The sequence below is a fragment of the Erwinia sorbitola genome, from assembly GCF_009738185.1.
In the GTDB taxonomy this organism is placed as follows: Bacteria; Pseudomonadota; Gammaproteobacteria; order Enterobacterales; family Enterobacteriaceae; genus Erwinia; species Erwinia sorbitola.
The window spans coordinates 691,418-715,484 of record NZ_CP046509.1 but is presented as its reverse complement, the minus strand read 5'-3'; the positions used below and the strand labels follow the sequence as shown (position 1 = coordinate 715,484).

The following is a 24,067-nucleotide window of genomic DNA, read 5'->3' as shown; positions in this document are numbered from 1 at the left end:
GGCTTAAGGTGCCGCTGCGGGGATGGGACGCCCGGCAATATGTGACTGCACCTGGGCCACCATCAGGCTGAGGGCAGCAAAAGAGTTGGAGATGGTCTCTTCACGCGGCAGCAGGATGTAATGCCCGGTGCGACACGCCTTCAGGAAATCACACCAGCCCGGCATGATGGCATTCATTGCGGCGATCTCTTCCTGTGGTTTACCACCAGTATCCGAACGCCAGGTATCAAAGATAAAGTCGGCGTCCAGCTCCGGCAGGCGTTCAGCGCTGATTTCAATGCGGTCACCGTCGGGAATAGCGTCGATCAGCGGCGGAAAGCGGAAGCCGGCGTCACGCAGCACGCGGCCAAGCGCACGATAAGTGTGGTGAACGGTGATTTTGCCCTTGTTCGCCTGGATCACTGAAACGGTGATGTGCTGCGTATCCACCATCAGCCTGAGTTGCTTAATCTGCTCCTGATAGCGACGCTCCAGAATGGCGAGCTGTGCCTGGCTGCCGGTCAGCTGCGCCAGCTTGCTGTAAATACGCGGCGCGCCCCCTTTCAAATGATCAATGCTCACCGTCGGGGCAATTTTCTCCAGCTGTTCAACCGCCATATTGCGGCTCGGCTCGGTGATAATCAGATCGGGTTTTGCCGCAGCAATCGCTTCGATATCCATATCGGCGGTGCCGATAAACTGAATGGATGAGTTATCAAAATCCACCCCGGTGAGCTGGCCGCTGGAGCGCAGGAAGTGGCTGCCGTCCGGGCGTGTGCGTCCATGGCTGGCAACCGGCGGTACGCCCAGCTCAATCAGCGGAATGGTGATATCCAGGTCGTGCAGCGACACAATCCGTTTCGGATGCAGCGGCACGGTGACGGTACGGCCAAGGTCATCGGTAAACGACTGCGTCGGCACGTCAGCGCTGGCAGCGGCGCTGATCATCAGCAGAAGAGAAAGGAGAAAACGCATAGCAGTTCCTTGTAGCAGAGAGTTACAGCGCATCACGTCGGCGCCAGAGCAGCAGCAGGAAAAACGGCCCGCCCACCAGAGCAATCACAATCCCCGCCGGGATTTGCAGCGGTGCAAAGGCCAGTCGTCCGATGGTATCGGTCACCAGCACCAGCAGTGCGCCGATCAACGCGCTGCCGCTTAACAGCGCAACCTGACCACCGCGCAGCAGAAAACGCGCCATATGCGGGGCGATCAGCCCGACAAAACCCAGGCTGCCAACGCAGGAAACGCTGGCCGCTGTCAGCAATACCGGGGCAGCAAAACGGATGAGTGCCAGATGCTGTAAACGCACGCCCAGCCCGCTGGCGGCCTGATTGCCCAGTAACGCCACATCGGAAGCGCGCGCGCTGAGAAACAGGATCAGTGCGCCGGGCAGCGCCCAGCAGGCGGCAACGGTCAGCAACGACCAGGTAGCGGAGTGCAGACTACCCGCCATCCACACCAGCGCCGTCTGAACATCACGCACGTCGGCGGTGGTCATAAACACCCCTATCCCTGCCGAAAATGCCCAGGAAACGCCGATGCCGATCAGAATAAAACGCGGCCGTGAGAAATCGCGCGCCAGCGCCACCACCAGCAGCGCCACCAGCAGTCCGCCCGCCATGCCCGCCAGCGGTCGCCAGAGCAGCCCCAGCGATGGAAACAGCAGGATCAGCATCAGAACTACCGCGCTGGTGCCCTCTTTCACGCCGATCAGCCCCGGATCGGCCAGCCCGTTACGGGTTATAGACTGCATCGCCGCCCCGGCCATACCCAGCATCGCCCCGCTCAGAGCCGCCATCAGCAGACGCGGCAGGCGAATATCCCAGACGATGTAATCCTGCTGCGACGGCAGCGGCTGCGGCCAGAACAGCGCCCGGCCAATAGCTGAGGCTGGCACGGGTAGCGATCCCTGCGTAACGCCAAAGATCACCAGCAGCAGCGCCAGCACGGCCAGCACCGCCCCGCAGGCCAGCGCTCGCGGGCGCAGCAGCAGGCTGAAGGTACCAAGCTGCCAGCGTCGATAACCAACCCGTTGAGCAAGGGTTTTCATTTAAAAAACCTCGACGCGATAATAATAAACAGTGGCGCTCCGACCAGCGCCGTCATCACCCCGGTTGCCAGCTCCTGCGGGGCAATCAGCGTGCGTGCGGCGATATCCGCCAGCAGCAATAGCAGCGCGCCGCACAGTGCCGACAGCGGAACAGCCATACGGATGTCATCGGTGATCAGCCGCCGCACAATATGCGGCACCACCAGGCCAATAAAACCAATCGGGCCAGCCACGGAAACGGCCGCCCCGCAGAGCAGCGCGGTGGCGAGCAGCCCCAGCAGGCGGGTGCGGGCAATATTCACCCCCAGCCCGCTGGCGATGGTGTCTCCCAGTGCCAGCACATTCAGGCGCGGTGCAATCCAGAGCGCCAGCAACAGACCCACCCCGCCCGGCAACGCTGCGGCACGGGTCACCGCCCAGCTTAACCCGGCGAGATCGCCCGCCAGCCAGGTACGCATCTCCAGCAAGGTCTGTTCATCGAGAATCAGAATCGCTGCGGTTATTGAAGAAGCAAAAGAGGAGATCGCTACGCCACACAGCGTCACTTTCAGCGGAGTCAGCCCGCTGCGTCCGGCAGAGGCCAGCAGCATCACCAGCGCAAACAGTGCCGCAGCGCCTCCTGCGGCGATCAGCGGACGCCCGAACAGCAGCCCGCCCCAGTGGCTGCCCAGCGCCGAAGCGATCACCACCGCCAGCGCCGCCCCGGCATTCAGCCCGAGAATATGCGGCTCGCCAAGCGGATTGCGGATCACCGCCTGCAACAGTACCCCGGCCACGCCGAGCACCGCACCGGTCAATAATGCCGCCACCAGCCGCAGCAGGCGCAGGTCAACGATCACCTTGTGGTCAAAGTTACGCGGATCAAATTCCAGCAGCGCCTGTAATACTGTACCGGGGCCGATATAGCGCGCCCCCAGCCCAAGATGGATCAGCGCACAGCCCAGCAGGGTGAGCAGCAGAACGATCATTGCCACGCCAGAACGGGCGTTACGGCGGCGCACCACGGCAGCAAAATCACTCATCCGTGACGATCGCTATGGGCGCGAAACGGCATAAAAAAGGGCTTTCCTGTCATGGGGTTGATCGACATCTGCACCTCAACGTCAAACACTTCTTTGATCAGCTCAACAGTGCACTGTTCGCCCTCACGGATCACGCCCTGTAATCGCCCATGGCGGAGGAAAACCAGCGTATCAGCGTAGTTGACGGCAAAGTTCAGATCGTGCAGCACCACCACCACGGTACGGCCATGCAGCCGCGTCAGGTCGTGAAGCAGTTCGAGGATATCAACCTGATAGCGCAGATCGAGGAAGGTCGTGGGTTCATCCAACAGGATGGTGGCGGTTTGCTGCGCCAGCGCCATGGCAATCCAGCAGCGCTGGCGCTGGCCGCCGGAGAGGCTGTCGACGGAAAGATGGGCGAACTCCAGCGTACCGGTGAGGCGCAGGGCTTCGTGAACTGCCTGTTCGTCCTCAGCGGACCATTGACGCATAAAGTTTTGCCATGGATAGCGCCCGCGTGACACCAGCTCAAATACCGTCAGCCCGTCCGGCAACAGCGGTGACTGCGGCAGCATACCCAGCTGACGCGCAACCGCCCTGGTGGGCTGATCGTGGATAATTTTACCGTCGAGGCGCACGCAGCCGTCGAGGGGCGACAGCATCCGCGCAATAGTGGTAAGCAATGTGGATTTTCCGGAACCGTTCGCTCCTGCCAGCACGGTCATTTTTCCGTGTTCAATTGTCAGGCTTACGCCATCGACAATGATTTTCTTACCATAACCGGCAGAGAGCCGGTCGAGGACAATACCCTGTTCGGCCTGCGTTGAGAGTGCGCCTGCTGTCTTTTCCACCCGCTGTGGCATTTACCGCTCCTGCACCGCAACGGCGTGACAATATGAGCCAGCGCGCGCGTGAGTCTTAAATAAAAATAAATCTCATTCGTTTTCTCGATCATGCGTAGAATGTCTGTAGTAGTCAAGGAAAAATAGCCTGCATAACTACCGGCTATCCCCCTATTATTCAGAAGGTTTATCTGAGTAAAAAATTAAATAAATAAACATATTTATCAGATACTTAAAATTAATCACCCGTAATATATTTATAACATCCTGGTGCTTTTTCCCCTGTCTGTTTTTTTGCTGTTTTTTGCATTTACTACTACAGAGCTACATGTTTGAATGATTCTCAATTACATATCCGACTTCCGGCTGCCGGGCATAACGGATAGAACAGCGCTGTGACGCAACCCATCGGGCAATGAAAACTACCTGTCTTTTCTTATTCGAACGTAATGAGAAATTTTGCGGAAAAAACAATAAATGACTGAATTATCACCATCTTTTCTGGGAAAAAAAGGGCACGCTCTGTTTTCAGTGCTGTTTATCGGCGTGCTGGCAACGCCGGGCGCTCTGGCAGCAGAAACAGCCACCAATAGCGTAAAGCAGGATAAAAACGACAGTAGCGGCGATAACAGTACGCTGACCGTTGAAGCTAAAGTCGCAGATGCTGACCAGCAGATGACCTCCGGCTATCAGCCTCTTAACTCATCGACCGCTACGCTGACCACTATGCCGCTGCTGGATATTCCGCAGGTGGTGAATACCGTTAGCGATCGAGTGATTGAAGATCAGCACTCGACCACGCTCGATGAAGTGCTGAATAACGTCAGCAACGTGGTGCAGACGAATACTCTCGGCGGCACTCAGGATGCCTTTGTGCGCCGAGGTTTTGGCAGCAACCGCGATGGTTCGGTGATGACCAACGGTCTGAAAACCGTGTTGCCGCGCAGCTTTAACGCCGCCACAGAGCGCGTCGAAGTACTGAAAGGCCCCGCCTCCACGCTGTACGGGATCCTTGATCCCGGCGGGCTGATTAATGTTGTGACCAAACGGCCGGAAACCACCTTCGGCGGCTCAATTCAGGCGACCTCCACCAGCTTCGGCGGCGGCTCCGGCAGCGTGGACGTTACCGGCCCGATTGAGGGCACCAATTTGGCTTACCGGCTGATCGGCTCCTGGCAACATGAAGATTACTGGCGTAACTTCGGTAAAGAGCGCAGCAGCTTTATTGCTCCCTCGCTCACCTGGTTTGGCGATGACGCGACGGTAACCGTGGCTTACTCACACCGTAACTACAATACGCCGTTCGACCGTGGCACCATTTTCGATCTGAATACCGGACATGCAGTGGATGTAAGCCGCGAAACCCGCTTCGATGAAGCTTATAACATCACCGACGGCGAATCGGATCTGGCCCAGCTGAATACCGAGTACCGCATCAATAACCAGTGGACGGCGAAGTTCGATTACAGCTTCAGCCAGGATAAATACAGCGATAACCAGGCGCGTGTCATGGCCTACGACTCCGCTACGGGTAATCTGACCCGCCGCGTCGACGCCACCCAGGGATCGACCCAGCGCCAGCACTCGGCACGCGCCGATTTGCAGGGAGATGTGGTGATTGGAGGTTTCTATAATGAGATTCTTACCGGGATCGCCTACGAAAACTACGATCTGCTGCGTACCGATATGATCCGCTGTAAGAATGTAAAAGATTTCAACATCTACAGCCCGTCGTACGGCACCACCGGGAAGTGCACCAGCGTATCCGATTCAGACAGTGACCAGACCATCAAACAGGTGAGCTATTCCGGCTACGTACAGGATTCACTGTATCTGACCGATAAATGGATTGCCGTCAGCGCCATGCGTTATCAGTATTTCACTGAGTACGCAGGAAAAGGCCGCCCGTTTAATGTCAATACTGACAGCCGCGATAGCGCGTGGGTGCCGAAGTTTGGCCTGGTGTATAAAGCCACACCGAATATCTCATTCTTCGGTAACGTCTCGCGTTCGTTTATGCCGCAATACTCGATTGCCAGCTATATCGGCGAGCTGCCGCCGGAAACCGCTACGGCCTATGAAATGGGCGCTAAGTTTGACCTGTTCAGCGGCGTGACGGCTAACGTGACCCTGTTCAATATTAATAAGAGTCACGTGCTGTATACCGATACGGTCAACGGCGAAAGCGTGGCAAAAACGGCCGGTAAAGTTCGTTCGCGCGGAGTTGAAGTCGATGTGGCAGGTGCGCTGACGCAAAACGTCAATGTGATCGCCAGCTACGGCTATACCGATGCCAAAGTGATTGAAGACCCGGACTATCAGGGCAAGATGCTGCCAAATGTGCCGCGCCACACCGGATCGCTGTTCCTGACCTATGACTTCCACAATGTGATTGGCGGCAATACGCTAACCGTTGGCGGTGGCGGGCACGCGGTGAGTCGTCGTTCCGGTGATAACGCCGAGGATTACTCATTACAGGGCTATGCGGTAGCAGATGCATTTGCCTCATATAAGATTAAAACGCAGAACCCGGTGACTCTTCAGGTCAACGTGAAAAATCTGTTCGACAAGACCTACTACACCTCGTCTATCGCCACTAACAATTTGTCTAACCAGATTGGCGACCCGCGCGAAGTGCAGTTCACCGTGAAGATGGATTTCTGATATCACTCCGGGCGGCCGCCAGCCGGTCGCCCAGGTTATTGAGCAAGCGACACACTGAACAATGGATCAGTTATTATGGCAATCATGGCTCATGCAAACTTTGACCCTCAGGAATATCGCCACTAATGAGTTGATCTAATTTCTTATGGATAAAGTACATTTGCTGCGCATTATGCTTCGCTGCGCCAAGTTCACCAAACATATCTGCATGATCAATCATAGTGAGAATAACCAGCACTGGGTGTGCCAGTCCTTGACGAGATTCAAAAGATACCACCAGCAATGGATCCTTTTCATCACTATCGTCCAGCACTCGGGTATGGTGCAAACCGATATATAACGGAACCAGTGAACCATCTTTTTTAAGGTGTGACTCTTTTATCCAACCATACCGAAATCTTTCGTTTTGGGAGTATACCCAAACCTCTTGCTGCTTTTCCCAAAGTTGCTGAAGATCATCAATATCTTGAAAATAAGACATGACAACATCACTGGTAAAACCATACTCTTCGCTGATTTTCTGAAATAATTTACTGGTCTCAACGCACGAAATTCTTACTCTTCTGGCCATGGCTGGTTCCTTCAACCTGACATTCTTCATCCACCCCTAACACTTCTTTCATGAACTGCGCCCGGCGCTCATCATATGAGCTTCCGTCAATGTGTACAGTGCCTGCCTGGCGCGCCTTCGCTAACAACCCCGAAAGATTCCCGGCATTAACTGGCGTTTTTTTCATACGACCCCCCTGTTCATTAATCAACCAAGTATATCACAGCGTATATTCGTTTAAAGGTAGTGTAATAAAGTTCCTGGGCGGTCTTTCGCCGCCTGTCTCTTCTGGTGAACGGCGATGATTGCTGTATCGTGCAAACGGGAAAAACACATCCCCCTGAAACAAAGAAATCAATGCAGCTAATCTGCTGGAAAGTAATAGGTTATCAACATTAAGTTGAAACGGATTAGTTCTCATTCCGTTATATTAACTTTTTATTGTTAACATTGAGTTTCAGTGAAGCAGTTATCCGCATACTGGCAGAAAAACCTCTCCGCAGTCTTAACTCATAGAATTAATTCCATTAATAAGAATAGTTATCATAACGATTCAAAAAACAGAACAATTTTGATTCACCATGGAATGATTATCACTTAACAATCATAGATTTAGGCAAAGCCAATAAAATTAGCCTATGCTATATAAAATGGTTTTTATTTTAACAATCTGAGTGCATAATGCGCAGAAATCACCTGCTTTACTCGTTATGATTTACGTTACAGACACATTAAGTGTGTCTCTGTAACGTGAATTATTTAGAGTAATAATATCGCTAAATAACATGCTAAGGAGTCACCATGTTGACTAATGAAATGACCGCTCAGTTGAACGATCAGCTGAATCTGGAATTCTACTCTGCCAACCTGTACCTGCAGATGAGCGCATGGTGCAACGATAAAGGCTTTGAAGGTGCCGCTGCATTTATGCGTGAGCACTCCACCGAAGAGATGCAGCATATGAAGCGTCTGTTCAACTATCTGAGCGATACCGGAGCAATGCCGGTTCTGGGCACCATTGATGCACCGCCAGTCACCTTTAACTCGCTGCACGAAGTACTGGATCAGGCTTATCAGCACGAACAGTTGATCACTAAAAAGATCAACGAACTGGCGCATTCCGCCATGACCACTCAGGATTACTCCACTTTTAACTTCCTGCAATGGTACGTAGCTGAACAGCATGAAGAAGAGAAACTGTTCAAATCCGTGCTGGATAAACTGGCTCTGGTGGGTAACAGCGGTCAGGCACTGTTCTTTGTGGACAAAGATTTGCAGAAACTGAGTGAGCCAGGCGCTCATCAGGCTTAATGATCGGATGTGATTAAGAGTCTGACAGTACAGCAATCAGGCGGACCTTTTCAGGCCCGCTTTTTTTTGCTCTATTTTGCAGGTTTCAGCGTCACCCAGTAACCCGGCTGATAGTCCACCGGCAGGAAACGCTGATGGAATTCGCGGAAGGTGGCATCCGGGTCGATATCTTTGAACAGTTCTGGATGCAGCCACTTTGCCATCATCTGAATAGCGACAAACTGATAAGGACTGTCGTAAAACTGGTGCCAGATGGCGTGCGCATTTCCATTGCTGGCAACTGGCAGCGTACGAAACGCCGGGCGTGCCATCAGCGCGGTTAAACGCTGCGTTGCAAGGGCGAGATCGGCCCCCGGCCCCACGCCTACCCAGCCCCCTGCGGTATTGTAGTTTTTCCAGTTTGCGCCAGTAACAATCACCACGTCCGGACGAGAAGCAATAATCTGCTCAGGGTTGAGCGTACCAAAGGTGCCCGGAATCAGCCCCCTGGCAATATTAATCCCTCCTGCCACTTCCACCATCCGGCCGAAGTTTTCGTCACCAAATGACATGCAGCACTCTTCCGTATAGCCACCGGCGCGGTCAAGCATCACTTTCGGGCGCGGGCCCTGGTAGTTTTTCAGCCTTTCGGTAACGATATCAATCTGCTGCTGGCGGTAGGCGATGATCTCTTCCGCACGTGCCGGTTTACCCACCAGCTGCCCCATAATACGGATGCTTTTTACCGCATTCTCAAAAGGCTTTTCGCGAAAATCGATAAACACCACCGGAATGCCCAGCTTGCTGAGTTTTTCCGTCAGCTTTGACTCATCGGTCGCGGCTTTAGATTCCAGATTCATCAGCACCAGGTCAGGCTTCAGTGTCAGCGCCTGCTCCACGTTAAAGGTGCCATCTTTCGCGCCGCCGAAGGTGGGCAGCGAAGTAATCGAAGGGTATTTTTTTGCGTATATCTGATAGCTGTCAAAATCGGCTTTAGGCAGGTCGTCGCGCCAGCCCACTACCCGCTTAAAAGGTGCATCGGTATCAAAGGCCGCCAGCAGATAGATCTGCCGCCCTTCGCCGAGGATCACCCGTTTTACTTCGGATTTAATCTCGACCTTACGGCCGCTAACATCTTCCACCACAAACGGTGCCGCCAGCAGGCTGGCTGAAGCCAGTAAACCACCCGCCAGGATCGCTGCTTTACCCCAGAACGTCATAGCACTCTCCACAAAGGAAATAATTATTATTCTCAATCTCAAAATTGCTGAAGAATGCTACGACGGCGCAGAGGTTATTACAATATGTGTCAGGAAATTTCTTATACGAAGAGGAGCGGCGCCCGCAGGCACCGATATTTTAGAGGCTAAAACGATAGAACCGGGTATCTACCGCCATCAGCGGGAAGCTGGCTGGCAGAGCGGCTGGAGGGATCTCACTGAAGCCGTTTTTCTCATAAAAGCGGTGTGCTGCAAGAAACTTCGCAGTGGTACCGAGGAAGATATCTTCCACCCCGTGGTGACGGGCATGCATCAGCAGCGTATTGAGCAGCGCCGGAGCAACTCCCCACTCCCGTCCGCGATAGGGTGCGGCTACAAACATCTTACGCAGCGCCGTCTGCCGCTCACCGATATCCTTCAGGCCAATGCAGCCCACTACCCGGTCATCAATCGTTGCCAGCCAGAAATCACCGTTTCCCTGCTGGTAAAAATTGTCGATATCGCTCAGATCCGGCTGTTGTTCTGCCGTAATAGCAATACCAAACTCCTGATTCTGGATCGGCAAAATCAGCTGCACGACACCCGGCTGATAGTCAGATCGATAACGTTGGATCATCACAATTTCAGTTGGCATCATTTTCGCTCCGGTGGATATCAGGTAGTTAACGTCTGCTCAATATGTTGCAGGCAGGTGGCAAAGACATCCTGACTCACGCCGTTGGCAACGGCTGCGGCATCCACACCCTCCAGCACGGTAAAATCTGCCCACCATTCTGCCAGCGTGCTGCCCTTACCCTGCGGCGTCAGTTTAATTACCGCCACATAATCTTTCACCGGCATCGTCCCGTCGATAATGGCGTAATGCAGTTCAAGGTTTTCAGCATCCAGCTTCAGTAACTTCTCGCGCACAAAACCATCCGGCAGCGTCAGCTTACGCACCACACCAGGTTCACTTTGGGTTGCTCCTGCTTCCAGCTCGCTTTTGCTGATGCCAGGATGGATTTTTGGCAGACCGTTAAAATCGGCGATCAGCGCCCAGATCGCCTGCGGATCGGCGGCAATTGTACGGCTGGCATATGAAGTATGTGACATGTAAATCTCCTTATAAAGACAACAGGTGTTTTTACTCTACCACGAGCATTTATCATTTTTACTGATGTTTTATTGAAATGGAGTGCGTCAGGATCGGAGAAGCTCCCTCTCCTTGTGGTTGCTCATCGCTATTTGGGATCCTGGCACTGCATCACGCGCTGTGCGCACCAGGAATAACCAAGAGGTAAAGCCAGAAGCGCAAGATTGCGTTAAACAAAACGGCGTCACCCGGCCTAGAATATCCTCACCTTTTTTCACCCTCCCACCTCATTACAGGCTGCTATGAACATTGATTCGGATATCACATTTCGTAAACTGGAAATTTTCATCGCCTTTATGAACCGCGGTAACCTGGCGCGTACCGCAGAAGCGCTGAGTATCAGCAGCGTCAGCGTGCATCGGGCGTTACACAGCCTGGAAGAGAGCGTGCGCTGCCCGCTGTTTATTCATAAAGGCCGCAGCCTGGTGCCGCTGCCAGCGGCTCATACTCTTTGGGAATATAGCCAGGAAGTGCTGGATATTATGTCCCGTGGGGTGGAGGAGGCGCGAAAAACTGCCGGAATCGGCCAGGGTCGTCTGCGTTTGGGAACGCTCTATTCGCTGACGCTGGAGACAATTCCACAGCTGATTATGGGCATGAAACTGCGTCGGCCCGACCTTGAGCTGGAGCTGACAATGGGATCAAATCAGACCCTGAGCGCACGCCTGGAGGAGGGCTCGCTGGATGCTATTCTGATCGCTATCGCGCCGGGAGAGATGGATTTCACCCGCTTCGAAAGCCTGCCGCTGTTTGATGATGATATCTTCCTCGCCGCCCCTGCTACCTCAGGGCTGGACACCAGTTTTCCGGCGGATCTGCGGGATTTCCATCAGCAAAAATTTGTTTCACTGTCGGAGGGATTCGCCACCTGGCAGGGATTCAGGGAAGCGTTTCATATTGCCGGGTATGAACCGGATATCGTCACCCGGGTAAATGATATCTTTTCGATGCTGAGTCTGGTGCAGGCGGGGGTAGGCTTTACCCTGCTGCCGGGAAGGATGAAACGGGTTTACGAGAACTCTGTGCAGCTGCTCAGGCTGGCGGAGGAGTACCAGATGCGCCAGAAAATCGCGATTGTCTTTGAGCGCAACCGCGAACACGATCCTAATCTGCTGGCGCTGGTGGCGGAAGGCCGGATGTACAGCCGCCAGCGCAAGCTGACTACGACGACTTAAGGCGTTCAGCCAGGCGGTGTGCCAGCAGCGCATCGCTCTGTTCCAGGGCGATGGCTTCCCCGGCGCTACCGCAGAATGCCCCTCGCGCCAGCCCGGTGAGTACCGATCCCGGAGGCATCTCTATCGCCAGCCCGACATCGCGCTCGCGGGCTGCCACCATCGCCTCATGCCAGCGTACGGTTCGTGACATATTTTTCGCCAAATCTTCGGCTATCTGCTCCGGCTGCCAAAGGACACGCGCCGTGCTGCCGCTGAGATAAGCACAGCGTGCAGGCGACAGCTGTACCTCCTGAAATGCCGTCGCCAGTTTTAACGCCGGTTCGGCCAGCAGCGCACAGTGTGAAGGCACGCTGACTGCCAGCCGGTGGACTTTCTGCGCCCCGGCCTGACGTGCGCGGGTGGCGACGCGGCTCATCGCCGCTTCACTCCCGGCAATCACCAGCTGTAGTGGCGCATTGATGTTCGCCAGCCAGCAGTCACTCCCCAGCAGCGGCAGCAGCTCCCGCTCGTTCAGCCCGAGGATCGCCGTCAGGCCGTAACCTGAGGGATAAGCCTCCTCCATTAGCGTCCCGCGCAGTGCAACCAGCCGTAATGCATCCTCAAAAGTCAGTGCACCGGCAATCACTGCCGCCGGAAAGGCACCGATCGACAGCCCGCAGGTGATATCTGGCTCAATGCCCTGGCGCTGTAGTTCCCTTGCATGGGCCACCCCGGCAATCAGCAGACTGAGCTGCACCGCACGGGTGTGCTGTAACGCAGTAGCCGTATCCAGCTGACGTACGTCCTGGTTCAGTACTGCGCTGGCCTGTTCCAGTAGCGTATCGCCATCAGGTAACTGTTGCAGCATCCCGGGGCGCTGCGGCCCCTGCCCCGGAAAAGAGAAGAGTATTTTCATGGTATCTCGCTCCAGGGCTGCGTGGTGATACGTGGGCCAGTATTCGTTTTCAGCAGCACACGTCCGTCACGCAGCCATTCGTTTAAGGCAAAGGCACCAGCAGGCACTTCAATTTGCGTGTCCACGCGGCAGGGAAGCTGCCGGGTAAACTGCTGCCAGCGCCTGAGTTCCAGCTCTGCTACCGGTAGCGGACAGCGGATCAGCAGATCCAGATCGCTGCTGTCATGCAGCACCGGCACTTCCGTCGCCAGCGCGTAACCCACGCTGCCAGTAATCCCCCACGGCCACCACCAGCGTTGCTGTGCCAGCTGAATGGCCGCCTGCACCGGCTGCTGGGAGACAAAAGGTGATGCCAGCAGCCGCTCCGTCTCACTCAGCGCCTCCGGCGGCAGCCTGCGCAGAATATGCTGTGGCGCTACCCAGCCTGCCGCACGCTGATCGCGCCGCAGGCCGCGCACACCAACCGGAATACGCCCATGGTCATCACTGTCACGGCGCACTACCAGCGGCAGCGCCCGTCGCCACTGGCTGGTGACCCAATCAGGCAGGTCGCCCTCAATGGCTTCAGCAGCAGCAATCCAGATTAAATCGTGTGGCGTAAAGGTCATGTTACATCCCGGATGTCAGGGTGATAAACAGCGGTAAGGTGATGATACACAATAGCGAACTGATCAGCAGCGTTGCCTCCGCATCCGGCGACTGCACGCCAAAACGGTTACCGAACACCACGCCGAAGAAACCGGCTGACAGCGCCACCATCAGGATCGCAGTGATTGCCACATGCCCGCTGATACCGAACACCAGCACCAGTCCCCAGGCAATAAACGGCTGGATCAGCATGGTCGTAACGCTGGAGATCACCACTACGCCGTTGATTTTCAGCTGACGCGCCGACAGGATCACCCCGGTCAGGAACAGCGCACCCGCCGTTGCCGCCAGCCCCAGCGGTTTGATTGAAGCCAGCACCAGCTCCGGCATGGTGACACCCAGCCCGGAGAGCACCACGCCAAGCAGCGGTGCCCAGACGATAGGCTTGATCACCGAACGCCACATCAGCACCGGCAGCATACCTATCCCGGCACTGGCGGCATCCCCTCCCGCCGCACGCGCTTTTTCCCGCTCCAGCGTCAGCAGACAAAACGGTGTCATCAGCACTGAACCACAGGCGATAGAGACGGCCACCGAAAGTGAAGTTGATCCTCCCTCACCCAGCACGCTGCCGAGGATCGGCAGGCCCAGAGCGGCATAGTTCGGCAGCGCCACGGTGAGCGTCAGAACCGCCGCATCCTGTGGAGATTTATTAAAGATTTTGGTGCAGACAAAGTAGATCGCCGCGTAGACAATCCACATCGCCAGCACCAGCACCAAAATCAGCGGCGACTGCTGGATAATTCCGGCCCACGGCGTCTGTACTGTCGCGCTGAACAACGCCGCCGGCAGGGCAAAATCCATCACAAAGATATTCAGTAAAGAGACATTTTTATTGTCCACCATCCCGGATTTACCGGCATAAAAGCCCAGTAACATAATAATAAAGATGGGGGCCAGAGCATGAACGATTACATAAGTCATAACATCACCTGGAAGTTAAAGTAAGCACAGGTGCGATGGTTTTATTATGTTCAGGCGATAACAGTTGGGCACATTTTGAATAATCAGGGTGGCAGGTGGCTGGCAATCTCAAAAGTCCCCGGCAGCATAGATAACTATGTGACCGGGGAAAACGAGACAGCCAACACTTCTGCACCTTAAATTATGACGAGTATTGATGCCCGGCGCCTGGCAGGTTGTCTTGGTGAATCATCTACCAGAGCTGGCGCATCCGTTCTCTGACGGTTTGAGAACTGCGACGGTTCTCTGCGCGCAAACGACATTGCAGCCCCGGCTCACTTCGTGCGGCGGCAATAGCTGCCGTCAGCGCCTGATGAACCTTTTTCACATCAGCGGCGTCCGGGGCATCCGGCTGGCGAATATCCAGCAGTGCCTCCAGCAGCCCCAGGGTGTGGTAGTTTTTAATGTCGTAAGCCATTGGCGGAATGGTCTGCGCCAGTTTTTCCAGCGCCTCAACGCTGCGCAGCGTAATACGCGCCGCCGCTGCTTTACCCATCGCGTGGATCAGCACGCCGCCGTCGTCAAAGGCAATCAGCCGGTTGGCCTGATAGCCGTGCGCCAGAAAGGCCCCGGACATCGCTTTGCCAACAATCAGCCCAATCACCACATGACCAGCCAGCCGCGCTTCGGCGTAAGCCCCGGCTGCGGCGGCCAGCGCCTGGTGAATACCAAAGGCTTCTTCACGACGGCCGTACGCCTGGCTCGGTACATCAATCACCGCAATAATTGGTCGTTTGTGGGATTTTTCAGCATCCTGCGCCATGGTTTCATGGACAACTTTCGCCAGCGTCCAGCCCTCTAACAGCCCGACTTCGCCGTGGGCGGCGCGGGGATAGTGGTTAGCGGCATCCGGTACTACGGCAATAAAACGTACGGCTTCCCCGTTTAATTCGGCGTCAGCAACCTGAACTGACGGGCATAAGCCCGGTAAACGTGCCGCCCCGCCACTCAGCTGCTGAAGCCAGATTTCACCACGTCCTGTTGGCTGTTTCATTTGCGATCCTCCCCACTAAATAGCTGTGTGATCTGTTGTGCATCGGCCTGCTGACGGGTATCAAACCGGGTCAGGCGCGGCAGATAGTGCTGATAGCGCTGTGAACGATGTGTCGGCGGAACGCCTTTCGCCAGTGCTGCGCGCATCGCCTGCTGCACTGCACGTTGTCCATCGTCAACAATCGCATCTACCAGACCGCTGCGGGCACGCACTTCGCCGCCGGTCATACTCCAGATAAACGGCCTGTCGCGGGAATCGTACTCATCAATGCCGGCCTCCTGCTCGATAACCTGCGGGCCATTCAGGCCAAGCCGCGCTTCACGGGTCACAATCAGATAGCTGCACAATCCCGCTGCGATCGACATACCGCCGAAGCAGCCGACGGTACCGGCGATAATGCCAACCACCGGGGTGTAGCGCCGCAGGTCGACAATCGCCGCATGAATATCGGCAATGGCTGCAAGGCCCAGGTTCGCCTCCTGTAAGCGCACACCGCCGGTTTCCAGGCAGAGCACGGCGCGGGTAGCGATGCCTTTACGGTTATCTTCTGCCGCCAGCTCCAGCGCTGCCGCCATTTTCGCCCCGGAAACTTCGCCCATACTTCCGCCCTGGAATGCCCCTTCAATGGCAATCACTACCGCAGGCTGGCCGTCGATAGTGCCTTTCGCCACCACCATGCCGTCATCGGCCTGCGGCACAATGCCCTGCGCACCCAGCCAAGGCGAGATAATGCCGTCGAACGGATCGAGAAGTTCACGGAAGCTGCCGTCATCCAGCAACAGGCGGGCGCGTTCACGCGCTTTCAGTTCGATAAAGCTGCTGTCGTTACGCATCGGCTACCTCCTCAAACACCTGTTCAATGCGGATACGCGCCACGCCTGGCGTGGCACCAAAATCATGAATAGTCATCTGCCCGGCGGGCAGCGCACCGAAGCTGCTGATACGTTCAAACAGCGCCTTCCAGCGCGGGCCGCTGTTATCGACTGACGACGTGACTGCCACGTGCAGCACACTGCTGCTGTCGGCCGCAAACAGCACTTCCATATCACCGGAACCTACAACGCCCGCCAGCGCTTTACCGCTGAGGTGACGTGTTGCCGGAAAAGAAAAAGTTATCTGTTGCATAAGATCCTCTTAGATTTTTAATCCGTTTGCGGGCGGGGCATGCCCCGCCCCTACATTCGGGAGCGGTACAGGTATCGGGCATGCCCCGCCCCTGCATTCGGGAGCGATACAGGTATCGGGCATGCCCCGCCCCTGCATTCGGGAGCGATACAGGTATCGGGCATGCCCCGCCCCTGCATTCGGGAGCGGTACAGATATCGGGCATGCCCCGCCCCTGCATTCGGGGCGGCACGGGTACCGGGTATGCCCCGCCCCTGCATTCGGGGCGGCACGGGTACCGGGTATGCCCCGCCCCTGCATCCGGGGCGGCACGGGTATCGGGCATGCCCCGCCCCTGCATTCGGGCTGGCACGGGGTATGCACCTATATTCCGGCTGTCGTCGGGGTCGGGCATGCCCGACCCGCACTCTGTACCGAGTCCAGAAATAACGCCGCCGAAAGCAGGTCAGCCGCACCGCCAGGTGAAGCATTCAACGCCAGCATCTGCGCATCTAACCGCAGCAGCGCCTGTCGCCCGGCGGGCTGATGCACGCCTCCTGCCGCCAGCACCGCACGCGCCCCCTGCTGCATCGCCGTTAACCCCGCCATCCCGGCGCGCGACAGCACGCAGGTATCACTGAGCGAGGTCATTATCGCCATCAGTGCATCAAGCCTTGCAGCATCGCCAGCCGCACCCTGATTACGACTTAACACGAGCTGCGGCAATGCCAGGTTCAGTACATGAGGAAAGCCCTGTTGAGCCTCTTCCCTTGCGCCCGGCAGGCGATAACGTGCACTGGCCCGCAGGCCGTTGCTGAACTGCTTCGGCGCGGCATCATCAGGCAGCTGTGCCAGCCGGGCCGCGGTGCCAGCAATCTGTGCCGGACTGCCGCTGCCACCACACATTGCCGTAGCTGAAACCAGCAGCCCGAGCGCCCAGATGGCTCCGCGATGGGTATTAACGCCACAGGTTGCCTGCATCATTGCAGCTTCTCCGTCACGCCCCAGACGCCCCACCAGCTGGCGCAGGGCGATATCTGCCGGGCGCAGCCAGCTCTGGCGGGCAAGATCGCGGAACATCGGCGTCAGGCTTTGTGCAGAACGTTCCATCAGTGCCAGCGTCAGATCCTGGTGCGCCCCATTGCCACGGCGATCTACCAGCCCTGGTTTTGGCGTCAGATTGGCTTCAATCAGCAGACAGCGGGTTGCCAGCGATGCAAGACGCCGGGCATGACACTCAGCCGGGGTGACGGAAAACTGCCGTTGCAGGCTCATTACCAGCTCCTGAATTTAGCCGGTGGCTGATATAGACCGCCTGACCATTCGACCAGGTCGGCCACGCTACCTGCGGCCAGCAGGGAGCGACGGGCATCGGTACGGCGTATTCCCAGGTCTTCCGGGAAGGCCACTTTGCCGTCGCGGCGCAGCTGTGCCACGCGTTTCGCATCCACGCCCAGGCCGATATCGGTGATCCCGGCGACCGCCGCCACCATTGCGCGCCGTTCCTCCAGCGACTTCGCACGATAGAGGTAGGCAATCCCCTCTTCGGTCAGCACATGAGTAACGTCATCGCCGTAGATCATGACCGGAGCCAGCGGCATACCGGCGTCTTTTGCCACGTCGATCGCTTCCAGTTTTTCCACAAACGTTGGTTTCGCTCCGGCCTGGAAGGTTTCCACCATCTGCACCACCAGCTTACGGCCACGTGCCATCGGATCGGGTTCGTTGATCATCGCCAGCCAGGCCGGGGTAGCATGACGGCGGCCATGCGGGTCATGACCCATATTTGGCGCACCGCCAAAGCCTGACAGGCGACCACGGGTAACGGTGGAGGAGTTGGCATCGCCGTCAATCTGGAGGGTGGAGCCGATAAACATATCGGCCGCGTACTGACCCGCCATCTGACAGAACGCACGGTTAGAGCGCATTGAGCCGTCGGCACCGGTAAAGAACACATCCGGACGCGCCGCGACATATTTTTCCATACCCAGTTCGCCGCCGAAGCAGTGCACGCTTTCCACCCAGCCGCTTTCAATGGCAGGGATGAGAGTGGGATGCGGATTCAGCGTCCAGTGACGGCAGATCTTGCCTTTCAGACCAAGCTGTTCGCCGTAGGTTGGCAGCAGCAGCTCAATCGCGGCAGTGTTAAAGCCAATGCCGTGGTTAAGCGACTGTACCTGGTGTTCAGCGTAGATACCTTTGATTGCCAGCATCGCCATCAGCACATGTTCCTGCTTGATCAGGCGCGGGTCACGGGTGAACAGCGGTTCGATAAAGAAAGGTTTATCCGCAACAACCACAAAGTCGATCCACGAACCGGGAATATCGACACGCGGCAGATCCGTTTCATCATCTACCAGCTCATTCACCTGGGCGATAACGATGCCATCATGGAACGCTGCCGCCTCGACCAGCGCCGGGGTATCTTCGGTACTGGCTCCGGTATAGAGGTTGCCTTTACGGTCGGCTTTAAAGCCGGCCACCAGTGCCACATTGGGGATCAGATCAACATACAGCCGTGAGTAAAGTTCGATGTAGGTGTGAATCGCACCGATTTCCAGCTGTCCATCTTCCAGCAACTGTGAGATTCGCAGGCTCTGGGTGCCAGAAAATGAGAAGTCGAGTTTACGCGCGATACCCTTTTCAAAGATGTCCAGATGCTCGCTACGGCCTACGCTCGGCATGATCATATGCAGATCGTGCAATTTTTGCGGGTTAACCTGCGCCAGAGAACGCGAAAGGAAATCTGCCTGTTTCTGGTTATTCCCTTCCATCACAACGCGATCGCCTGGAACAATCAGTTTTTCCAGCATGGCGACCAGATCGTCGGTGGGAAGCACTTTATGGGTGAGCCCGAGGCTGGCGATACGGCGCTGTTTTTCACGGCGACGCGTATCCCAGATACGGGGAGATGAGTTGGAAATCATGTTGTAACCTCCTGTTAGCGCATCCTGTCAGGGATGCTTCAGCCTGGTTACCGAGTCTGCCTGCCGGGATGCAGGCATACAATTAGGTTAAGTGCTCTGACCATTACGAATTGAGTAACGATTAGATTAATAATCATGCAAATCAGGGTGATAACGGTTTTATTTTTGAACACAGCTCACATTTAAATCGTGCGGTTCGCACAAACAGGAGGTGATCCTGAATGCTTTCCTGGAAATATCATCCGCTAACCCGTCCCAGGGTTAGCGTGATAAAGAGTGATTTTGCGGTCAGTGTGCGCTTTGGGCGGTGGCTAATTCCGGCGTCTGATGCACCGCAATATAGCGCTGAAAACGGCTCTCTTTTAGCCGGGTGAGATCCACCAGCACCAGTCCGTCAATGCAGTGGTTAAAGTCCGGATCGCTGCCGAAGTCGATAAACTGTACCCCCCCACTTTCGCACAGCTCGGAATACTGCTTATACAGCGGCGGAATGCCGGTGCCCAGATTACTTAGCAGGCGCTTCAGACGTTTAAGGTCTTCGCTGTAGTTATCCCCGCTGAACTGGGCCAGCACATCCGGCAGGGAGGCCGGATACGGGCGTCGCGAGGTGGCCAGCGGCAGGGACGGAGCGAAATAGAGGCGGTAGAAGGCCACCAGCAGGTCGCGCGCTGCCAGCGGCAAACCACCGGAGATCGACACCGGGCCAAACAGATAACGGTACTGCGGATATTTCGCCAGATACGCGCCGATGCCCATCCACAGATAGTCGAGACCGCGTTTACCCCAGTAAGCAGGCTGAATAAAGCTGCGTCCCAGCTCAATGCCCTGCATCAGTACCGGATTCATCTGATGATCGTAATGGAACAGGCTGTGGCTGTAGATACCTTCAAAACCTTTGCGTTCAAACTGCTCTGCGGTAGGGATAAAGCGGTAGGCTCCGACAATATCCAGCGCCTCTTCATCCCATAAAATCAGGTGATAATAGTCGTCGTCGTAATCATCAAGATCGCGTCGCGTACCGCTGCCTTCGCCCACCGCACGGAAGGCGATTTCACGCAGCCGCCCCAGCTCCCGCAGGATCGGTACGTAGTCTTCCCCCTGGCGGCGATAGAGATAAATCATCTTGCCGTCGGGCAGCTGTCCCAGCACTTCGCATCCCGCCAGCGCCCGTTTCAGCACGGCGCGATCTTCTGCACGCGCAATGGCGGCTTCGGTCTGGAACAGCTCTGATTTTCCCTGACCGATACGGTACAGATGACGACGAAAACGTGCGGCCAGCTCTTTCGCCGGAGTACGACCATCGTGCCAGCTGGCGTAAGGGATACGTTTACCGATTTTTAACTTCAGACGCACGCCGCGATTGCCGAACATTTCACGCACCAGCAGCAGCATCGACAACGGTTGGTAAATTTTTGAGGTGAGGTAGAACAGCGCGCTATTGCGGCCGCTGACGTGGATCGGCACCACCGGCGCCCGGAAGCGTGCCGCAAGGCGCAGGAAGCCGTGGCTCCATTTACTGTCTTTAACCCCTTTGCTGCCAAAGCGCGAGACTTCTCCCGCCGGGAAGAAGATCAGCACCCCGTGATTTTCCAGCTGATCCTGCATCTGCCCTACCTGCTGGCGGCTGGTACGGTTGCCCATATTATCCACCAGCACCATCAGGCTGCTTAGTGATGCGAGACAGTTCAGCAGGCGGTTGGTGACAATTTTTACGTCGCGCCGCACCTGAGATACCGCATGCAGCAGCGCCAGGCCATCCAGCGTGCCCAGCGGATGGTTAGCCACAATGACTACCGGCCCCTGGCTGGGGATCTGTTCGAGATCGCGCTCGCTAAGTTCACAGCTGACATCAAGGTATTCCAGCACCTGCTCCACCATATCCAGCCCTTTCAGGTGACGGTTGCGCTGGTTGAACTGCTGGAACTCTTTTTCATGGAGCAGGCGGCGCAGCACGCTTTTCTGCCAGGAGGGGGTGTCATGACCGGGACTGAGATCGTCTAATACGCTTTCGACTGTAAACACGGGTTAGCCTCCAGGTGTTTTACGGCACACTAACCACCCCGGATGACGCTTTCATGTCAGCAAAGTGACAGAAGAAATACCCGTTGAATTTGAGACGACAGGGCGCAGAAAATTCAAGACTAAGATTGTATAAAACAGGGTCAGGGCTGACGGCTTTTGTTGCCGTTTACCGGACGTTCAGGTTAAAATGCGGGCAACCATAACTTATTAAATTTATTGCTATTTTTTAATTACCGCATCGTTTCAGCATGTACTTTTCGGAAATTTTTCGCACGTTAGTGCGCTCCTTTTCCTCCCGGCAGCATAAAGCGCGTGTGGCAGTAAAAATTATCAGCATGACTGACTACACCATGATGAAGCTGAAATCGCTGTTGCCCCTTCTCTGCCTGCTGTTTGCGGGCTGCGGCTCGCTCTCCAGCAACAGTATTGATACCTCCCCGTCAGCCAGCCTGCGGGCCAGCTGTCACCTGCCGCTTAAAGTGCAGATTGACCAGCTGGCACAGCCGCAGATCGATCGGCAGCAAACGCCGGGCATGGTGGTGGCGGTGCTGAGTGCCGATGGTCAACGCCATATCTTCAGCTACGGTTTTACCGATACGGATAAACGCATTCCGGTGGATGGCGATACACTGTTTGCCGTTGGTTCCGTTACCAAAGGCTTTACTGCCGAAAGTGCAGCGCTGCTGGTGGCAGACGGCAAACTGCGCTGGGAAGCAACCCTCGGTGAGCTGATTGGCAACAAGGTGCCTCTCAGTGAAGATGCCCGCAATATCACCCTGCAACAGCTCGCCACCCATACCTCCGGGCTGCCGCGCCAGATGCCGAGCCTGCATATGCTGCGCAAGCTGACCGCATGGCTGTTCTACGGTTCTCCCTTCTACGACGATCTTGATGACGGCGAGTTTCTCGCTTATTTGCAGGAGTTCAGCCGCCCGCGCCAGCAGCAGGTGATTTACTCTAATCTGGGCTACGCCATTCTTGATTACGCCATGACGCAGCAGTCCGGCGAAGCACCGCAGCAGATCGCACAGCGGCGGATTATTGCGCCTCTTGGCCTGCGCCACACCGGCTATCAGCCGCAGCTGCTGCCAGGGTATATAAAACGGGCACGCGGGCATGCGGGGGATCAGCCGAAATTTATTAAACGCGGAGAGGTGGTGCCGGAGTGGCATTTTAACGGCTATATGGTGGGAGCAGCATCGCTGTGGTCAAGCGCCAACGATTTGCTGAGTTATCTGCATGCGCATCTGTACGGCAGCGGCGATCCGTTACTGGATCGTGCCTTTAATGATGCCACCACCATCCGTTTTAAAGCGCCGCAGAATGACTCATCAGCGCTGGCGTGGCTGAGTAGCAATCTCAACGGGCAGAGCATTATTTATCAGTCAGGATTTATTGGCGGCTATGCGAGTTATATCGGCATGGATTTGAAACATAAAACGGCGATTGTGGTGCTGCAAAATAGTTTTAACTGGGATAACACCATCGGTCATCGCATTTTGTTGCGTATGGCGGAAAGCCAGGATGCCGCGATCAGGCGTCAAGGGTCAGGCGTGCCTGACCCATACGAAAAGAAAGATTGTGAGTACCCGTAGGGGCGAGGCACGCCTCGTCCGTGTACGAAACAAAGATTGCGGAGCCTCGTAGGGGCGAGGCACGCCTCGTCCGTGTACGAAACAAAAATTGCGGAGCCTCGTAGGGGCGAGGCACGCCTCGTCCGTGTACGAAACAAAAATTGCGGAGCCTCGTAGGGGCGAGGCACGCCTCGCCCGTGTACGAAACAAAGCTTGCGGATCCTAGTAGGGGCGAGGCACGCCTCGTCCGTGTACGAAACAAAGCTTGTGGATCCTCGTAGGGGCGAGGCACGCCTCGCCCGTGTCGCTCACTCATCCAACTGCAACGGCGGCAGCTGCGAAAACACGCTTAATAAGCCGCTGCTCCATAACTGTCGAATCTGCGAAAAATAGGGATGTTTATCAGTAATATGATACTGCTGCATGCTGCTGTAGCTATCCACCGGATAGACCATCACATCCAGCGGTAACCCCACCGAAATATTACTCGCCAGCGTGGAGTCCATCGAAATCAGGGCACACTGCATTGCCTGGTCTAAGGGAGTATCAAAGCGCAGCACGCGGTCAATAATTGGCTTACCGTATTTACTTTCCCCAATCTGAAAATAGGGAGTATCGGTGCTGGCTTCAATAAAGTTACCCTGCGGGTAGATCTGGAACAGCCGTGGCTCTTCGCCTTTAATCTGTCCGCCCAGCATCAGCGTGCCGCCAAACTCTTCGCCGTCGCGTTTGATCACCGAACGCAGTGTTTCACCCACCAGCAGCGCCACGTCGTACATATTGGTAGCGGTCATCAGGCTGGGTTTATTGCCATTATTGCTGCCATCTTCACAGCCGCGTCGCAGCAGACTCAGCGCGCTTTGCGTGGTGGCAAGATTCCCGGCACTTTGCAGCACCAGGGTTCGCTCGCCATCCTGCTGAAAAACATGAAGCTTTCGAAACGAGGAGATATGATCCACACCCGCATTAGTGCGGGAATCGGAAACGAAAATCATCCCTGACGATAAGCGCATTGCCACACAGTAGGTCATAGTTAG

At 55.9% G+C, this 24,067-nt stretch carries 23 protein-coding genes; 4 read left to right on the top strand and 19 right to left on the bottom strand.

The window, feature by feature from the left end; all coding sequences use genetic code 11:
• Positions 1 to 3 precede the first annotated feature (3 nt).
• Genes GN242_RS03240 through GN242_RS03225 form a run of 4 tightly spaced genes read right to left on the bottom strand, consistent with a single transcriptional unit; the run spans position 4 to position 3,893 of the window.
• Positions 4 to 954 (bottom strand): ABC transporter substrate-binding protein, encoded by a 951-nt coding sequence (locus GN242_RS03240; RefSeq protein ID WP_154752977.1) that lies wholly within the window; start codon positions 952 to 954, stop codon positions 4 to 6.
• Between the two features lie 22 nt (positions 955 to 976).
• Positions 977 to 2,029, bottom strand: coding sequence for a FecCD family ABC transporter permease (locus GN242_RS03235; protein ID WP_156286902.1), 1,053 nt, complete (start codon positions 2,027 to 2,029; stop codon positions 977 to 979).
• A complete protein-coding gene (locus GN242_RS03230; RefSeq protein WP_156286901.1) occupies positions 2,026 to 3,051 on the bottom strand; it encodes a FecCD family ABC transporter permease in 1,026 nt (341 codons plus the stop codon). The genes GN242_RS03235 and GN242_RS03230 overlap by 4 nt, the downstream gene beginning before the upstream one ends.
• Positions 3,048 to 3,893, bottom strand: coding sequence for an ABC transporter ATP-binding protein (locus GN242_RS03225; RefSeq protein WP_156286900.1), 846 nt, complete (start codon positions 3,891 to 3,893; stop codon positions 3,048 to 3,050). Before GN242_RS03225 ends, GN242_RS03230 begins: the two co-directional genes overlap by 4 nt.
• 456 nt (positions 3,894 to 4,349) lie before the next feature.
• Between GN242_RS03225 and GN242_RS03220 the strand changes: the two genes are divergently transcribed.
• Entirely contained in the window at positions 4,350 to 6,536 is a 2,187-nt protein-coding gene (locus GN242_RS03220; protein ID WP_154752981.1) for a TonB-dependent siderophore receptor, read from the top strand.
• Between the two features lie 82 nt (positions 6,537 to 6,618).
• On the opposite strand, the gene GN242_RS03215 is transcribed toward GN242_RS03220, so the two are convergent.
• Positions 6,619 to 7,107 (bottom strand): hypothetical protein, encoded by a 489-nt coding sequence (locus GN242_RS03215; protein WP_154752982.1) that lies wholly within the window; start codon positions 7,105 to 7,107, stop codon positions 6,619 to 6,621.
• Positions 7,076 to 7,273, bottom strand: coding sequence for a hypothetical protein (locus tag GN242_RS03210; protein ID WP_154752983.1), 198 nt, complete (start codon positions 7,271 to 7,273; stop codon positions 7,076 to 7,078). The genes GN242_RS03215 and GN242_RS03210 overlap by 32 nt, the downstream gene beginning before the upstream one ends.
• Positions 7,274 to 7,887: 614 nt before the next feature.
• On the opposite strand from GN242_RS03210, the gene ftnA reads away from it, so the two are divergent.
• Positions 7,888 to 8,397 carry a non-heme ferritin gene (gene ftnA, locus GN242_RS03205; protein ID WP_154752984.1) on the top strand — a complete coding sequence of 170 codons (510 nt, stop codon included), beginning with the start codon at positions 7,888 to 7,890 and terminating at the stop codon, positions 8,395 to 8,397.
• A gap of 71 nt (positions 8,398 to 8,468) precedes the next feature.
• On the opposite strand, the gene GN242_RS03200 is transcribed toward ftnA, so the two are convergent.
• From GN242_RS03200 to GN242_RS03190, 3 genes are all read right to left on the bottom strand, one after another.
• On the bottom strand, positions 8,469 to 9,596 hold the full coding sequence (locus tag GN242_RS03200; protein WP_154752985.1) for an ABC transporter substrate-binding protein: 1,128 nt from the start codon (positions 9,594 to 9,596) through the stop codon (positions 8,469 to 8,471).
• A 139-nt stretch (positions 9,597 to 9,735) separates the two neighbouring features.
• Positions 9,736 to 10,233, bottom strand: a complete 498-nt coding sequence (locus tag GN242_RS03195; RefSeq protein WP_154752986.1) for a GNAT family N-acetyltransferase — start codon at positions 10,231 to 10,233, stop codon at positions 9,736 to 9,738.
• 17 nt (positions 10,234 to 10,250) lie between these two features.
• Positions 10,251 to 10,688: an SRPBCC family protein gene (locus tag GN242_RS03190; protein ID WP_156286899.1), complete on the bottom strand. Its 438-nt coding sequence runs from the start codon at positions 10,686 to 10,688 to the stop codon at positions 10,251 to 10,253.
• Between the two features lie 282 nt (positions 10,689 to 10,970).
• On the opposite strand from GN242_RS03190, the gene GN242_RS03185 reads away from it, so the two are divergent.
• Positions 10,971 to 11,903 (top strand): LysR family transcriptional regulator, encoded by a 933-nt coding sequence (locus tag GN242_RS03185; protein WP_154752988.1) that lies wholly within the window; start codon positions 10,971 to 10,973, stop codon positions 11,901 to 11,903.
• On the opposite strand, the gene mdcH is transcribed toward GN242_RS03185, so the two are convergent.
• The 9 genes from mdcH to olsF all read right to left on the bottom strand — a co-directional run bounded on the left by mdcH (position 11,890) and on the right by olsF (position 21,456).
• Positions 11,890 to 12,798 carry a malonate decarboxylase subunit epsilon gene (gene mdcH, locus GN242_RS03180; RefSeq protein ID WP_156286898.1) on the bottom strand — a complete coding sequence of 303 codons (909 nt, stop codon included), beginning with the start codon at positions 12,796 to 12,798 and terminating at the stop codon, positions 11,890 to 11,892. The genes GN242_RS03185 and mdcH overlap by 14 nt on opposite strands.
• Positions 12,795 to 13,406: a malonate decarboxylase holo-ACP synthase gene (locus GN242_RS03175; protein WP_154752990.1), complete on the bottom strand. Its 612-nt coding sequence runs from the start codon at positions 13,404 to 13,406 to the stop codon at positions 12,795 to 12,797. Before GN242_RS03175 ends, mdcH begins: the two co-directional genes overlap by 4 nt.
• A 1-nt stretch (position 13,407) precedes the next feature.
• A complete protein-coding gene (locus GN242_RS03170; protein WP_156286897.1) occupies positions 13,408 to 14,370 on the bottom strand; it encodes an AEC family transporter in 963 nt (320 codons plus the stop codon).
• A gap of 232 nt (positions 14,371 to 14,602) precedes the next feature.
• The gene (mdcE, locus tag GN242_RS03165) at positions 14,603 to 15,403 is read right to left on the bottom strand and encodes a biotin-independent malonate decarboxylase subunit gamma (protein ID WP_154752992.1); all 801 of its coding nucleotides are present in this window, start codon (positions 15,401 to 15,403) and stop codon (positions 14,603 to 14,605) included.
• Entirely contained in the window at positions 15,400 to 16,236 is an 837-nt protein-coding gene (locus GN242_RS03160) for a biotin-independent malonate decarboxylase subunit beta (RefSeq protein WP_156286896.1), read from the bottom strand. Before GN242_RS03160 ends, mdcE begins: the two co-directional genes overlap by 4 nt.
• On the bottom strand, positions 16,229 to 16,528 hold the full coding sequence (gene mdcC, locus GN242_RS03155; RefSeq protein ID WP_154752994.1) for a malonate decarboxylase acyl carrier protein: 300 nt from the start codon (positions 16,526 to 16,528) through the stop codon (positions 16,229 to 16,231). The genes GN242_RS03160 and mdcC overlap by 8 nt, the downstream gene beginning before the upstream one ends.
• Positions 16,529 to 16,891: 363 nt before the next feature.
• Positions 16,892 to 17,782: a triphosphoribosyl-dephospho-CoA synthase gene (locus GN242_RS03150; RefSeq protein WP_154752995.1), complete on the bottom strand. Its 891-nt coding sequence runs from the start codon at positions 17,780 to 17,782 to the stop codon at positions 16,892 to 16,894.
• Positions 17,782 to 19,434 (bottom strand): malonate decarboxylase subunit alpha, encoded by a 1,653-nt coding sequence (gene mdcA / locus GN242_RS03145; RefSeq protein ID WP_154752996.1) that lies wholly within the window; start codon positions 19,432 to 19,434, stop codon positions 17,782 to 17,784. Before mdcA ends, GN242_RS03150 begins: the two co-directional genes overlap by 1 nt.
• Before the next feature lie 288 nt (positions 19,435 to 19,722).
• A complete protein-coding gene (gene olsF / locus GN242_RS03140) occupies positions 19,723 to 21,456 on the bottom strand; it encodes a bifunctional ornithine lipid synthase OlsF (RefSeq protein ID WP_156286895.1) in 1,734 nt (577 codons plus the stop codon).
• A 314-nt stretch (positions 21,457 to 21,770) separates the two neighbouring features.
• On the opposite strand from olsF, the gene GN242_RS03135 reads away from it, so the two are divergent.
• Positions 21,771 to 23,051 carry a serine hydrolase domain-containing protein gene (locus GN242_RS03135; protein ID WP_231617127.1) on the top strand — a complete coding sequence of 427 codons (1,281 nt, stop codon included), beginning with the start codon at positions 21,771 to 21,773 and terminating at the stop codon, positions 23,049 to 23,051.
• Between the two features lie 287 nt (positions 23,052 to 23,338).
• Here GN242_RS03135 and GN242_RS03130 read toward each other — a convergent pair whose 3' ends face one another.
• The gene (locus GN242_RS03130; protein WP_154752997.1) at positions 23,339 to 24,061 is read right to left on the bottom strand and encodes a proteasome-type protease; all 723 of its coding nucleotides are present in this window, start codon (positions 24,059 to 24,061) and stop codon (positions 23,339 to 23,341) included.
• Between the last annotated feature and the right edge of the window lie 6 nt (positions 24,062 to 24,067).